We start from the raw sequence: 14522 nt of genomic DNA on the forward strand, positions 1-14522 counted from the left end.
ATTCGCTGATAAACCAAAAAAGAGGGTTTCCGAAATTTGGATGCCCTCTTTCCTTGTTATTTCTTCAATTTCAACACCAATTCCTCATCAGGTGTCACATAAACCGTCTGCTGATTATCATAAATGACAAATCCTGGCTTGGCCCCGCTAGGTTTTTTAACATAACGAACCTTGGTAAAATCTACAGGCACCGAGCTTGAATTGCGCGCCTTGCTGTAGTAAGCCGCTAAAACGGCTGCCTCCCTAATGGTTTCATCTGATGGTTCCTTACTGCGAATGACCACATGGGATCCAGGAATATCCTTCGTATGCAGCCAAATTTCATCTCTAGCTGCCAGTTTATTTGTTAAATAATCATTTTGCTTATTATTTTTTCCAACAATGATATCCGTACTGTCTGAGGCAATAAAGTGATCCAAAACCGGCTTCGCATTCTGCACTTTCTTTCCGTTTCTTTTCTGCCTTTCGCGGATATAGCCGCCCTCGACTAGTTCCTCCCGAATCTCTTGAATATCCTTCGGGGATGCAGCCTGTACCTGCTGCATTAAATTATCAAAATACTCGACTTCCTCACGAGCCTTGTCAATTTGTTCAACCACAACGGCTAAAGCATTCTTCGCTTTTTGGTATTTGGAAAAAAACTTTTGTGCATTTTCTGATGGTGTCTTTCTTGGGTCTAGAGGAATCACAATCATTCCACCAAATTCATCATAATAATTGAGAACCTCAATTTCCTTCATACCCTTTTTGGCTGCGTAAAGATTAGCAGTTAAAAGCTCACCGTGACGCTGATACTGCTCTGCCTTTTCCGCTTCCTTTAACGTATCCTTTAACTTTATAATTTTCTTTTCATTTTTTTCTTTCTCATTACTAATAAAGCGTTCGATATCATTTCCTTGCTGCTTGACCCTGTCACGTTCTGCTTTGCCGAAATAATACCGATCAACCATCTCGCTTAGAGTCGGAAAGTTTTTCATTTCTCCATTTAAATGCTCAAGGGGAAATAAATAAAACGATTCCTTTCCATTTGAAGACATAATTGAAGGAGAAATATTCCCTGAAGCTATTTTTTTTATTAAACGGACAAACGTCTCCGGCACGGTAGTGCGATTAGCTAGACCGCTTTGAAAAATAACTTCCTTAGCAAAGAGCGGTGAGGTCCCAGCGAACTGCTCAACTAATTGGCGGTCTATTTTTCCTGCATTAAAATCAATTTTTCTTAAAATATCATCTTCCCCCGCAGTAAACGGATTAAGCTTATGCTGTTCAGGAGGAGAAACGTATGGTTGTCCTGGCAATATCGCCCTATGGCTGTTCACGGCAAAGGAGATATGTTTAATACTATCAAGAATGACATTGCGTGTTTTATCGACCAAAACGATATTACTATGACGTCCCATAATTTCAATAATTAATTGTTTATAGCTAATATCGCCGAGTTCATTCCGACCTTTAATTTCAAAAATAATCATCCGATCATTTTCAATCTGATATAAATCCTCCAAAATGTAACCCTCAATATGCTTCCTGAGCAGCATACAAAACATCGGCGGTTCACTTGGATTATCATAAGCTTCATTCGTTAACTGTACCCTTGCATAACTTGGGTGTGCAGATAAAAGTAGCTTTTGATTGACTCCGTTTGCCCGGATGGTAAGAATCACTTCATTTTTATAGGGCTGATGTACTTTGTTAATCCGCCCGCCCTTTAAGGAACGAACAAGCTCATTAGCCATTGCTTTTGTAAATAAACCATCAAATGACATTAAAAACATCCTTTTCTTCAAACATATGTATTCATTATATCCTACTTAGCTAAAATCTGTCTTATTTTCCCCTGACAATAACGTTAATCATAGCATTTTTTGGGACGACCCTGAATAAGCTTACCTTAGAGAAAGTCTCTTATATTAAAGGGGGAAGTGAGATGGTCGGATGAAATTCCATGAAATGAAGATAGAACAAGTAGAAAAGGCCTTAGAAACCGACTTTTCTTCTGGGTTAACACAAGAAGAAGTAAAGAAGCGGATCAACCAGCATGGACTAAATGAATTGGACGAGGGAGAAAAGCAATCGGCTTTACTCTTATTTTTTAGTCAATTTAAAGATTTTATGGTTTTAGTGCTCCTTGCTGCCACCTTGATTTCCGGATTGCTTGGTGAGTATATTGATGCGATTGCCATTATCGCAATCGTCATCATTAATGGCTGTCTTGGTTATTACCAAGAACGTCGTGCGGAGAAATCTCTCCAAGCTTTGAAGGAATTATCTGCTCCCCAAGTTTCGGTCCTGAGAGAGGGAAAATGGTTTAAAGTTCCCTCAAAAGAAATTGTTATTGGTGATATTTTAAAGTTTTCCAGTGGCGACCGAATTGGCGCTGATGTCCGAGTCATTGAATCCAAAAGCTTAGAAATTGAAGAATCTGCACTAACAGGTGAGTCCGTTCCCGTTTCAAAGCATATAGATTGCTTAACAAATCCTAACCCGGGTATTGGTGATATGGAGAACATCGCCTTTATGGGTACGATGATAACGAGGGGAAGCGGTTTAGGAGTCGTGATTGCGACCGGAATGAAAACAGCAATGGGTCAAATTGCTGATTTACTTCAAAACGCAGAAACTCAAGACACTCCTCTACAGCGCCGCTTAGAGCAGTTGGGGAAAATATTAATTACTGTCGCCTTACTTTTAACCGTCCTGGTTGTAGTAGTCGGTGTTTTACGGGGTCATGAAATTTACGAGATGTTTTTAGCAGGTGTTTCACTTGCTGTAGCAGCGATACCTGAAGGGCTCCCAGCGATTGTTACCGTTGCCTTATCCCTTGGTGTTCAAAAAATGATCAAGAAAAATGCGATTGTCCGGAAGCTCCCGGCTGTTGAAACGCTTGGCTGTGCCTCCATTATTTGCTCTGACAAAACAGGAACGATGACACAAAATAAAATGACGGTTACCCATTTATGGAGCGGTGGAAAAACATGGACTGTCGATGGAGTTGGGTACAAGCCGCAGGGTAGTTTTTATCGAAACAAGCAAATGGTTTCCCCTAAGGATGAAAAAACCTTGCAGCAAATGCTGCTTTTTGGAATGTTATGTAACCATTCGGATTTAGTTATCAAGGATGATGATTTCATTCTTGACGGTGACCCAACAGAGGGGGCGCTGTTGGTTAGTGCGATGAAAGCAGGATTCCATCGCCCCAAATTATTAGATGAATTCATTATCGTTAATGAATTTCCATTTGATTCGGCAAGAAAAATGATGAGTATTCATGTGAAAGATAAGCAAGGCCGACATTTTATTGTTACTAAAGGTGCGCCAGACGTCATTTTAGGTATTAGTGAATCGATTCTTTGGGATGAACGAACGCAATTCTTAAATAAGCAAACACAATTCAAAGTTCAAGAAGCGATAGATGGTCTCGCTTCACAGGCACTTCGAACAATTGCGATTGCTTTTAAGCCAATTCCAGCAAGCACCATTATTTTAAGTGAACAGGAGGCAGAGAAAAAATTAACCTTTATTGGTGTCCAGGGAATGATTGACCCGCCGAGACCTGAAGTAAAGGAAGCAGTAAAGGAATGTAAGGAAGCAGGTATAAAAACGATAATGATTACTGGTGACCATGTAATAACCGCCAAAGCGATTGCATCCCAGTTAGGGATTTTAACGAAAAAAAGCAAGGTGCTTGATGGAAAAGCCTTATCTCAAATGTCAGTGGAAGAGCTGGAAGAAGTGGTCGATGATGTTTCAGTGTTTGCCAGAGTTTCACCAGAGCATAAGCTGAAGATCGTAAAAGCTTTACAAAACCAGGGACATATTGTAGCGATGACGGGTGATGGTGTTAATGATGCTCCGGCCATCAAGGCAGCAGATATCGGGGTGGCGATGGGAATCACCGGAACAGATGTCGCCAAAGAAGCATCGGCTCTTATCTTATTGGACGATAATTTTGCTACGATTAAGGCGGCGATTAAAGAGGGCAGGAACATCTATGAAAATATTCGTAAATTTGTCCGCTATTTACTGGCTTCAAATGTTGGAGAAATATTAGTGATGCTGTTTGCGATGCTTTTAGGACTGCCGTTGCCGCTTGTACCTATCCAAATTCTTTGGGTGAATTTGGTAACAGATGGGCTCCCGGCTATGGCTCTTGGTCTTGATCGTCCTGAAGAAAATGTGATGAAACGGAGGCCGAGAAGTCCTAATGAAGGTGTTTTTTCTCGCGGACTTGGGTGGAAGGTTATTTCAAGGGGATTCTTAATTGGTATCGTAACTTTGTTGGCCTTTATGATTGTTTACCAAAACAATAAAGCTCATCTGCCTTATGCACAAACCGTAGCTTTTGCCACCCTCGTCATGGCCCAGCTGATTCATGTGTTTGACTGTCGAAGTGAAAAATCAGTGCTGTCGAGAAACCCATTTGGAAATCAATACCTTGTTTGGGCAGTCCTTTCTTCGCTTGTGTTAATGCTTGTGGTTATTTACTATCCGCCACTACAGCCAGTTTTCCACACTCTGCCAATTGCGGCCAAAGACTGGCTCTTAATCGTTGGACTATCATCAATTCCAACTTTTTTACTAGCAGGATCATTTTTGTTAAGAAAAACAAAATAAAGTATGTTATAATCCAAAAGGTAATAGAATCCCTTCTATTGCCTTTTGTCTTTTTTATATAGTATAGAAAACCGATCATTTTTTCAAAGATTGGATGTGCGAGTGAATGGTTATTAGTATGACAGGCTTTGGAAGAGGAAAGACTGAATCGGATTCTTTCTCAGTTAATGTGGAAGTAAAAACAGTTAACCACCGTTTTTGCGAAATAAATATCCGAATGCCAAGACAGCTATTAAAAATAGAAGATAAAATGAAAAAGAAATTAAACCAGCATATCCGTCGTGGAAGGGCTGAGGTTTATGTAAGTGTTGAAGGTGAAGGTGTCGTTACCCGAAAAGTCCATGTAGATTGGAAGCTGGTTGAAGAATACTACCAATTCATCAAGCAGGCACGTGAAAAGTTTGGGATTGAAGGAACAATCACACTTCAGGATTTGCTTAATCGAACAGACCTTTTACATATAGAAGAAAGTGAAGCTGGCAATGAAGAGCTCGAGAATTTAGTTCTAACCGCAACGGAAGAAGCAGTGGTGTTGCTAAAACAAATGAGAATGGCTGAAGGGGAAGAAATAAAAAAAGATTTGCATGCTATTCTTTCGCAATTAGAAGCAAATCTATTTGAACTTCAGAGGTTTGCTCCGTTCGTTGTTCAATCATTTAAAGACCGTTTGACGAAGAGAATGCAGGAGTTTGTTAATGGGAAGATAGATGACACAAGGATTTTAACCGAAGTGGCTGTTTTTGCTGATAAAGCAGATATTAATGAAGAAATAACAAGATTAAAAAGCCACATTCAACAATTCATGCACACTATTAATGATCATGAACCTATTGGGAGAAAGCTTGATTTTCTTGTTCAAGAAATGAATAGAGAGGCAAACACCATCGGTTCCAAAGCAAATGATTCCAACATTGCGAAAAAGGTAGTCGAAATAAAAAGCTTACTTGAGAAACTGAAGGAACAAGTACAAAATATCGAATAGGACTTGTTTAGAAACTGTTTTAGTCGGTCAAAATATATTATTAATGATTGGATGAAGACCATGTCGATTAAATTGATTAATATTGGATTTGGAAATATCGTTTCTGCCAACCGAATTATTTCAATTGTCAGCCCTGAATCTGCCCCAATAAAGAGAATTATTCAAGATGCCCGTGACCGGGGATCTTTGATTGATGCTACATATGGAAGACGTACACGTGCTGTGATTGTCATGGATAGCGATCATGTCATCCTCTCGGCTGTACAGCCTGAAACGGTTGCCCATCGCTTAACAGACCGCGATGATACTATTGATGAAGGGTAGGATTTTTGAAAATGCAGGAAAAAGGATTGCTGATTGTACTTTCTGGGCCATCCGGGGTTGGAAAAGGAACAGTTCGAAAAGAGATTTTTTCTCATCCAGATACGGCGTTTGAATATTCGATTTCCATGACAACCCGTTTGCCACGCGAAGGGGAGATGGATGGAGTAGATTATTTCTTTAAGTCAAGAGAAGAGTTTGAAAAATTAATCAGACAAGGCAAGCTGTTAGAATATGCCGAATTTGTTGGAAACTATTATGGGACCCCTGTTGATTATGTGCGGCAAACCTTGGATGCGGGTAAAGATGTGTTTTTAGAAATTGAAGTAAAGGGTGCCCGCCAAGTTCGTGAAAAGTTTCCTGAAGGGTTATTTATCTTCCTTATGCCGCCAAGTCTAACCGAATTGAAAAATCGAATTGTAACAAGAGGTACCGAAACAGATGACATCATCCACAATCGAATGCTGTCTGCCCGTGAAGAAATTGAAATGATGGAATTATATGATTATGTTGTTGAAAATGACCAAGTCGATCTTGCCTGTGAACGCGTAAGAGCTATTGTTACAGCTGAACATTGCCGCAGGGAACGAGTCGAACATCGTTATAAAAAATTGTTGGAGGTTGAATAGAATGTTATATCCTTCTATTGATTCATTGCTTGAAAAAATTGATTCTAAATACTCACTGGTATCTGTTGCTGCGAAACGTGCTCGTGTGATGTCTCAGGTAAAAGATGAAAGGCTGCCAAAATATGTTTCCTATAAATATGTAGGAAAAGCATTAGAGGAAATTTATAGCGGTGAGCTGACATACCGGATTTCTAAAAAAGCAGAAGCATCTGCTGAATAATCGAAAATAGTAACCAACAGCTTGTAAATCATGAAAGAAGGTCTGACGACAAAGGAAAACTCCTTAAGTGTCAGCCTTTTTTATTTCAAGAAATTTTGTCGAATTCAGTAAGGAAAAAGATGAAATATTGATTCTGTTCAATCATAATAGGAGAAAAGAAAGAATGATCTAGAAATGGGGGATTCGGGTGACAGTAAAGGATAAGAAAATATTATTATGTGTTACCGGAGGAATAGCAGTTTATAAGGCAGCTGCCTTGACAAGTAAGCTTGCTCAAGCTGGAGCACATGTGAAAGTTATGTTGAGCGAATCTGCAGCTAAGTTCGTTACCCCGCTAACTTTTCAAGCATTAGCACGCAATGAAGTGTATACAGATACTTTTGATGAAAAAAATCCACAAGTAATTGCTCATATTGACCTTGCTGACTGGGCCGATTTAATTCTTGTCGCACCTGCAACCGCCAATACTATCGCAAAATTAGCGGGTGGAATTGCCGATAATATGATTACAACCACGCTGTTAGCTGCTACAGCCCCTGTTTGGGTTGCCCCTGCGATGAATGTACATATGTACGATCATCCAGCAGTAAAAAAGAATCTTTCCATATTAGCTGAATATGGATATCAATTCATCGAACCGAGTGAAGGTTGGCTTGCCTGCGGCTATGTTGGTAAAGGCCGCTTAGAGGAGCCAGAGAAAATAGTGGAGTTGATTCAAAAATTCTTCGGGAATAATGATGGAAAACATTTAAAGGGGAAAACAGTATTAATTACGGCAGGACCGACAAGGGAGAAAATTGACCCGGTCCGCTTCATTTCCAATCATTCAAGCGGTAAGATGGGATATGCCCTTGCAGAAGAGGCGAAAAGACAGGGCGCGCATGTGGTATTAGTTTCCGGCCCAGTTCAATTACAGGCCCCTTCCGGTGTGGATATTGTCAAGGTCGAGAGCGCAGAAGAAATGTACAGTGCAGTTTTGAGCTATTTTGATGGAGCAGATATCGTGATAAAAACGGCGGCAGTTGCCGATTATCGCCCCAAAATTGCCCATGATCATAAGGTGAAAAAACAGTCCGGAGACACGACAATAGAACTTGAAAGAACAAAAGATATCTTGTTTGAACTAGGACAACGAAAGAAGAAACAATTACTGATTGGTTTTGCAGCTGAAACAAATAATGTGGAAGAGTACGCAAGAAAAAAATTATTCGCAAAAAATGCTGATATGATTGTCGCTAATAATGTAAAAGCTGACGGGGCAGGGTTTGGCACCGATACAAATATTGTAACTCTGTTTAAGCCAAATGGGTCTATTACCAAATTACCGCTTATGACTAAAACAGCAGTAGCAGAAAAAATAATCGAAGAAATTACTTCGCTTTTGAAGGAAATGGGTAAAAATGGAGATTGCTAGTGTGATTGTTGATGTTCCGACAAAACAAACGGATAGGGCTTTCGATTATTTAATTCCAGATCAATGGAGGGAAACCATCCAACCAGGAATGAGAGTAATTGTTCCGTTTGGTCCAAGAAATATTCAAGGATTTGTCGTTGAGCTAAAAAAAAAATCTGAGTTAAAGCAGTTAAGAGAAATAATCGAGCCGATGGATCTTGAACCTGTTTTAAATCATGAATTACTAGCACTTGGGAACTGGCTGACGGAAACTACGCTCTGCTTTAAAATATTTGCCTTTCAAGTGATGCTTCCGGCCGCCTTAAAAGCGAAATATGAAAAGATGGTGAAACTGGCTCCAGGTGTGGGATTAGATTCACTGCCCTCCCCTCTTCGTGCATTTTTTTCAAAGGATGGAAAACTGGATTGGGCAGATGCCTTAAACCAAGGAATTGTTTCCTTGTTACAAAAGGAAACTGCAAAAGGTCATCTTGAAGTCAATTACATCGTTAAGGAAAAAGTTAAGAAAAAACAACGAAAATATATCCGTCCACACGTTCCCCTTGCTGCATTAAAGGAAGAAATGGAGCGATTACCAGCAAATGCTGATAAGCAAAAGCAGGTATTAAACTATTTTGTCGAACATTTTACTGCAGTTGAATTGAGGCAGCTAGTCGCTGAGGTAAACGCAACGGCTTCAACGGTTAAAGCTCTAGTTGGCAAAAAGCTTTTAGCTGAGGAGGAAATGGAAGTTTACCGCGACCCCTATGAGCATCGGACATTCGAACGAACGAAACCATTGCCTTTAACAAAGGATCAACAAACCACTATCGTGCCGATTTTAAATGCGCTTGAACAAAACCTGCACGAAGTATTTTTGCTTTATGGGGTAACGGGCAGTGGAAAAACGGAAATCTACTTGCAATCCATTCAAGAAGTAATTGAAAAAGGGCAGGAAGCGATCGTCCTAGTACCGGAAATCTCTCTTACCCCGCAGATGGTGAATCGTTTTAAAGGCAGGTTCGGAGATTTAGTCGCTGTTTTACACAGCGGTTTGTCAGCTGGAGAAAAATATGATGAGTGGCGCAAGATTCAACGGAAAGAAGTAAAAGTCGTCGTTGGAGCGAGATCAGCTATTTTTGCACCATTTGAGAACCTTGGTATTATTATTATTGATGAAGAGCACGAAACGAGTTATAAACAAGAAGAAATGCCACGGTATCATGCAAGGGATGTAGCGATTGAAAGGGCAAAAACCTACAGTTGCCCCGTTATACTTGGTAGTGCGACACCTTCACTTGAATCCTTTGCCAGAGCACAAAAAAAGGTGTATCACCTTTTATCACTGCCAAGTCGGATGAATAATCAACCTCTTCCAGCTGTTGAAATCATTGACATGCGCGAGGAACTCCGCGAAGGGAATCGGTCGATGTTTTCACGTAAGCTTTTCGAAATGCTCAAAGACCGCTTAGAAAAGCAGCAGCAATCTGTTTTATTTTTAAATAAACGCGGCCATTCATCGTTTGTTATGTGTCGTGATTGCGGTTATGTAATGAATTGTCCCAACTGCGACATCTCACTTACTTATCACCGCGTAAATGAGCAGATGAAATGTCATTATTGCGGTTATGAAAGCTTTGTTCCTAAGGTGTGTCCGGAGTGTTCGAGTGAATATATTCGCTATTTTGGAACGGGGACACAAAAGGTAGAGGATGAATTGGGGAAAATTCTTCCCGAAGCAAGGATCATTCGGATGGATGTTGATACAACCGGGCGAAAAGGGTCACACGAACGGCTGTTAAGGGATTTTCAAGATGGAAAAGCGGATATTCTTTTAGGGACGCAAATGATTGCAAAAGGACTGGATTTTCCTAATATCACCCTTGTTGGCGTGCTTTCAGCCGATACGATGCTGCATTTACCTGATTTCCGTGCGTCTGAAAAAACTTTTCAATTGCTAACACAAGTAAGCGGACGGGCAGGCCGTCATCAATTACCTGGTGAGGTTATTATTCAAACTTATACACCGGAACACTACAGCGTGGAACTTGCAGGAACACAAGACTATGACCTTTTTTATCAGAAGGAGATGATGATCCGAAAAACGCATCATTATCCACCGTTCTATTATCTATCACTTATTACAGTCAGTCATGATCAGTTATTAGCCGTTGTAACAGCCACCGAGAAAATCGTAAACTATGTCCGCTTACGATTGTCGGACGAAGCAGTGATTTTAGGACCTGCAGCTTCGCCGATACCTAGGATTAATAATAGATATCGTTATCAATGTCTGATAAAATACAAACGGGAACCGAACTTGACGGAAACATTAAAAACGATCCTTGATCAATACCAAAAGGATACGAAAAGTGGACTGCAGGTTTCAATCGATGTAAACCCGTTTATCTTAATGTAAACTGGGTGAAAATAATAAAAAAATAAAAGGACGCCTTTTACGACAATGGCATTAACGGAGGAACAGCTTTGGCGATACGAAAAATTGTAATTCATCCTGCCGAGATTCTTGAGCAGACATGTAAACCGGTGGAAAAATTTGATAAAAAACTTGCGAAAGTACTCGATGATATGTATGACACAATGATTGAATATGACGGAGTCGGACTTGCTGCTCCACAAATTGGACTAGATGCGCGCATCGCCATTGTTGATATTGATGATGAATTGGGAACAATCGAAATGGTTAACCCTCGTGTTATTAAAACGGAGGGTGAGCAAACAGGACCAGAGGGTTGTTTAAGCTTTCCTGACCTTTTCGGTGAAGTAACAAGACCAAATTTTGTGATGATTGAAGCTTATGACCGGAAAGGCAGAAAATACTCGCTTGAGGCAGAAGGTTTTCTTGCCAGGGCTATTCAACATGAAATCGATCATCTTGACGGGATTTTATTTACTACCAAGGTAACACGATACCTCGAAGAAGATGAGTTAAAAGGAGTAGAAAGTGAATGACGAAAATTGTATTTATGGGGACGCCTGATTTTTCCGTTCCGGTCTTAAGACAAATCATTGAGGACGGTTATCAGGTTATTGGCGTTGTCACTCAGCCAGATCGTCCGGTAGGAAGGAAAAAACTGTTAACACCGCCACCGGTTAAAGTGGAGGCATTGAAACATGGAATCCCCGTCTTTCAACCAGAAAAAATCTGTCAAGAAGAGGAGCTAGCAACCATTCTTTCCTTAAATCCAGACTTAATCGTTACGGCAGCCTTTGGACAAATTTTACCGAATCAGCTGTTAGAAGCTCCAAAGTACGGCTGTATTAATGTTCATGCCTCCCTGCTTCCAGAACTTCGCGGTGGTGCCCCGATTCATTACGCTATTATTCAAGGCAAACAAAAGACCGGTGTGACCATCATGTATATGGTCGAGAAATTAGATGCGGGCGATATTTTAACCAGTGTGGAGGTGCCAATTACAGACGAAGACAATGTTGGTACACTTCATGAAAAGTTAAGTGCAGCAGGGTCTAAGCTGTTAGCGGAAACCTTGCCGTTGCTGTTAGAAGGAAAACTTACTCCTAAGCCGCAAAACAATTCCGAAGCCACCTTTGCAGCAAACATTAAACGAGAGCAGGAAAAAATTGACTGGACTAAAACAGGTGAAGCCATTTATAACCATATTCGCGGATTAAACCCCTGGCCGGTTGCTTTTACAACTATGGATGGTCAGGTCATAAAAATATGGAATACTGAAAAAGTATCAGGGCTAAAGAGTCAAGAGCCAGGAACCATTTTAAAAATAGAATCAGATGGCTTTATAGTGAGTACAGGAAATGAAACGGCCATTAAAATCATCGAGCTTCAGCCTTCCGGGAAAACAAAAATGAAGTGTGAACAATTTTTACGAGGTGCCAGTTCGAAAATTTTATTAAGCAGTAGACTGGGAGAATAAAATGACATCAACGAAAAAAAATGTACGTGAAATTGCGTTGGACTTATTAACGACAATTGAGAAAAACCAATCATATAGCAATTTGCTTCTTAACACGACGATTGAAAAAAATGAATTGTCTTCAAAGGACGTTGGATTACTAACAGAATTGACGTATGGAACATTGCAAAGAAGAATGGCATTAGATTATTTTTTAGAGCCTTTTGTCAAAGAGAATAAAAAATTAGCCGATTGGATCCATCATTTACTTAGAGTAACACTCTATCAAATGGTTTATCTCGATCGAATTCCAGATAGAGCCGCCATTTACGAAGCAGTAGAAATTGCTAAAAGACGCGGGCATAAAGGGATTGCCAGTTTAGTAAATGGAGTGTTAAGAAGTATTCAGCGCGAAGGGCTTCGTTCATTAAATGACATTTCTGATCCGAACCAAAGGTTAGCTTTGGAAACAAGTCACCCTGAATGGCTTATTACAAGGTGGGTTAACCAATTTGGCTTTGATAAAACGAGAAAAATGTGTGAGATTAACTTAACAGCTCCCATGCAAACAGCTAGAGTAAATCTTACAAAAATTTCGAGAGATGAATGTATCGCACTTTTAGAAGAGGATGGTTTTCAAATCGAAAAAAGTCCTATCATACCTGAGGCGATAAGGTGTTTAAAGGGGAACTTAGCTTCCACAATAGCCTTTAAATATGGAATGTTTACGATTCAAGATGAAAGTTCGATGCTAGCTGCCTATGCATTAGGTGCCGTGCAAAACGAGTTCGTCCTTGATGCCTGTGCTGCCCCAGGGGGTAAGAGCACACATATTGCGGAAAAGATGGATAATACAGGTGAAGTGATATCGGTTGATCTTCATCAGCATAAAGTAAGATTAATCAACGATAATGCCCGACGTTTAGGGTTAGGAAATATAAAAACAAGCGTATCTGATTCTAGACATATACAAGAAAAGTTTAAGGTTGAATCATTTGATCGAATTCTCCTTGACGCCCCGTGCTCCGGCCTTGGAGTAATGAGGCGTAAGCCAGATATGAAATATACAAAAACAGAAAAGGACTTAGAACGTTTAAGTACTATTCAGCAAGATTTATTGACGTCAGTTGCTCCTTTATTGAAAAAGGGGGGCATCCTTGTCTATAGTACATGTACAGTAGATAAAGAGGAAAATGAACATACAGTAACGAAGTTTTTGGAAAATAATCCTGATTTTGAACCGGATTTATCTTTCAAACACAGGATGCCTGAAGCCATTCAACCATTAATATCTGGCTTTGACCTGCAAATATTCCCACAGGACTTTGGCTCGGATGGATTCTATATAGCGACCCTAAGAAAGAAGGTGTAACAGTTGGAACAATTAAATACAACTGAGACGAACACAACCCGAGACAAAAAGCTTCCCTCGATTTATTCGTTAGAACTACAAGCATTAAAGGATTGGCTTTCAGAGAATGGAGAAAAGCCGTTTCGTGCCGAGCAAATTTTCGATTGGCTTTATAAAAAAAGAATTACCTCTTTTGATGATATGAGTAATTTAGGTAAAGGATTGCGGGACAAACTTTCAAGTCACTATCAAATCACCACATTAAAGACGGTCATTCAGCAAACCTCTTCCGATGGAACTATCAAATTCTTATTTGAGCTTCATGATGGGTATTCAATTGAAACGGTGCTAATGCGCCACGAATATGGGAATTCCGTCTGTGTCACGACACAGGTAGGCTGCCGGATTGGATGTACTTTCTGTGCTTCCACACTTGGAGGCTTAAAACGGCACTTGGAAGCTGGGGAAATTGTTGCCCAAGTAGTCAATGTGCAACAGGCACTTGATGAAACAGATGAACGTGTTAGCTCAGTCGTTATCATGGGAATAGGGGAGCCGTTCGATAACTACGATAACATGTTAGCCTTTTTAAAAATAATTAATCATGAAAAAGCCCTTAATATCGGAGCGCGTCATATTACCGTTTCAACAAGTGGAATTGTCCCGAAAATTTATCAATTTGCTGATGAAAATACACAAATAAATTTTGCTATTTCACTACACGCACCGAATACCGAAATACGATCAAGATTAATGCCGATTAACAAAGCTTATAAACTTGATGACTTAATGAAAGCAGTGCGGTATTATATCGATAAGACAGGAAGACGTATTAGCTTTGAATATGGTCTTTTTGGCGGTGTGAATGATTCAACTGAACATGCAGAAGAATTAGCTGTTCTGTTAAATGGGATAAAATGTCACGTGAATCTTATTCCGGTTAACTATGTTCCTGAAAGGGACTATGTCAGGACACCAAGAGACAAAATTTTTGCTTTTGAAAAAACGCTGAAACAACGTGGTATTAATGTGACAATTCGCCGAGAGCACGGTCATGATATTGATGCAGCATGTGGACAACTTCGTGCAAAGGAGCGGAAAGAAGAGACGAGGTGACTT

At 40.1% G+C, this 14522-nt stretch carries 12 protein-coding genes; 11 read left to right on the plus strand and 1 reads right to left on the minus strand.

The window, feature by feature from the left end:
- Positions 1 to 56: 56 nt before the first annotated feature.
- The gene (locus RTR43_RS01875; RefSeq protein WP_312469242.1) at positions 57 to 1766 is read right to left on the minus strand and encodes an Rqc2 family fibronectin-binding protein; all 1710 of its coding nucleotides are present in this window, start codon (positions 1764 to 1766) and stop codon (positions 57 to 59) included.
- Positions 1767 to 1935: 169 nt separating this feature from the next.
- Between RTR43_RS01875 and RTR43_RS01880 the strand changes: the two genes are divergently transcribed.
- From RTR43_RS01880 to rlmN, 11 genes are all read left to right on the plus strand, one after another.
- Entirely contained in the window at positions 1936 to 4614 is a 2679-nt protein-coding gene (locus RTR43_RS01880; RefSeq protein ID WP_312469243.1) for a calcium-translocating P-type ATPase, SERCA-type, read from the plus strand.
- 106 nt (positions 4615 to 4720) lie between these two features.
- Positions 4721 to 5596 (plus strand): YicC/YloC family endoribonuclease, encoded by an 876-nt coding sequence (locus tag RTR43_RS01885; RefSeq protein WP_312469244.1) that lies wholly within the window; start codon positions 4721 to 4723, stop codon positions 5594 to 5596.
- A 60-nt stretch (positions 5597 to 5656) separates the two neighbouring features.
- Positions 5657 to 5920 carry an extracellular matrix/biofilm regulator RemA gene (gene remA / locus RTR43_RS01890; RefSeq protein ID WP_024030186.1) on the plus strand — a complete coding sequence of 88 codons (264 nt, stop codon included), beginning with the start codon at positions 5657 to 5659 and terminating at the stop codon, positions 5918 to 5920.
- Between the two features lie 11 nt (positions 5921 to 5931).
- Complete coding sequence (gmk, locus tag RTR43_RS01895; protein WP_312469245.1) at positions 5932 to 6546, plus strand: guanylate kinase; 615 nt, start codon at positions 5932 to 5934, stop codon at positions 6544 to 6546.
- A gap of 1 nt (position 6547) precedes the next feature.
- Positions 6548 to 6766 carry a DNA-directed RNA polymerase subunit omega gene (gene rpoZ, locus RTR43_RS01900; protein ID WP_312469246.1) on the plus strand — a complete coding sequence of 73 codons (219 nt, stop codon included), beginning with the start codon at positions 6548 to 6550 and terminating at the stop codon, positions 6764 to 6766.
- A gap of 187 nt (positions 6767 to 6953) precedes the next feature.
- Complete coding sequence (gene coaBC / locus RTR43_RS01905) at positions 6954 to 8180, plus strand: bifunctional phosphopantothenoylcysteine decarboxylase/phosphopantothenate--cysteine ligase CoaBC (protein WP_312469247.1); 1227 nt, start codon at positions 6954 to 6956, stop codon at positions 8178 to 8180.
- Positions 8167 to 10578: a primosomal protein N' gene (gene priA, locus RTR43_RS01910; protein WP_312469248.1), complete on the plus strand. Its 2412-nt coding sequence runs from the start codon at positions 8167 to 8169 to the stop codon at positions 10576 to 10578. The genes coaBC and priA overlap by 14 nt, the downstream gene beginning before the upstream one ends.
- Before the next feature lie 68 nt (positions 10579 to 10646).
- Positions 10647 to 11132 (plus strand): peptide deformylase, encoded by a 486-nt coding sequence (gene def / locus RTR43_RS01915; RefSeq protein ID WP_312469249.1) that lies wholly within the window; start codon positions 10647 to 10649, stop codon positions 11130 to 11132.
- Complete coding sequence (fmt, locus tag RTR43_RS01920) at positions 11129 to 12073, plus strand: methionyl-tRNA formyltransferase (RefSeq protein WP_312469251.1); 945 nt, start codon at positions 11129 to 11131, stop codon at positions 12071 to 12073. Before def ends, fmt begins: the two co-directional genes overlap by 4 nt.
- A gap of 1 nt (position 12074) precedes the next feature.
- Positions 12075 to 13424 (plus strand): 16S rRNA (cytosine(967)-C(5))-methyltransferase RsmB, encoded by a 1350-nt coding sequence (rsmB, locus tag RTR43_RS01925; RefSeq protein ID WP_312469252.1) that lies wholly within the window; start codon positions 12075 to 12077, stop codon positions 13422 to 13424.
- Positions 13425 to 13427: 3 nt separating this feature from the next.
- Positions 13428 to 14519: a dual-specificity RNA methyltransferase RlmN gene (rlmN, locus tag RTR43_RS01930; protein ID WP_312469253.1), complete on the plus strand. Its 1092-nt coding sequence runs from the start codon at positions 13428 to 13430 to the stop codon at positions 14517 to 14519.
- The last annotated feature ends 3 nt before the right edge of the window (positions 14520 to 14522 follow it).

The sequence above is a fragment of the Neobacillus sp. genome (assembly GCF_031988165.1).
Classification (GTDB): domain Bacteria; phylum Bacillota; class Bacilli; order Bacillales; family Cytobacillaceae; genus Neobacillus; species Neobacillus rhizosphaerae.

Bases quoted from the DNA above. Each gene is read 5' to 3' on its own strand.
- priA (WP_312469248.1), top strand. From the start codon at position 8,167: ATGGAGATTGCTAGTGTGATTGTTGATGTTCCGACAAAACAAACGGAT.
- remA (WP_024030186.1), top strand. From the start codon at position 5,657: ATGTCGATTAAATTGATTAATATTGGATTTGGAAATATCGTTTCTGCC.
- rsmB (WP_312469252.1), top strand. From the start codon at position 12,075: ATGACATCAACGAAAAAAAATGTACGTGAAATTGCGTTGGACTTATTA.
- RTR43_RS01885 (WP_312469244.1), top strand. From the start codon at position 4,721: ATGGTTATTAGTATGACAGGCTTTGGAAGAGGAAAGACTGAATCGGAT.
- rpoZ (WP_312469246.1), top strand. From the start codon at position 6,548: ATGTTATATCCTTCTATTGATTCATTGCTTGAAAAAATTGATTCTAAA.
- fmt (WP_312469251.1), top strand. From the start codon at position 11,129: ATGACGAAAATTGTATTTATGGGGACGCCTGATTTTTCCGTTCCGGTC.
- RTR43_RS01875 (WP_312469242.1), bottom strand. From the start codon at position 1,766: ATGTCATTTGATGGTTTATTTACAAAAGCAATGGCTAATGAGCTTGTT.
- gmk (WP_312469245.1), top strand. From the start codon at position 5,932: ATGCAGGAAAAAGGATTGCTGATTGTACTTTCTGGGCCATCCGGGGTT.
- RTR43_RS01880 (WP_312469243.1), top strand. From the start codon at position 1,936: ATGAAATTCCATGAAATGAAGATAGAACAAGTAGAAAAGGCCTTAGAA.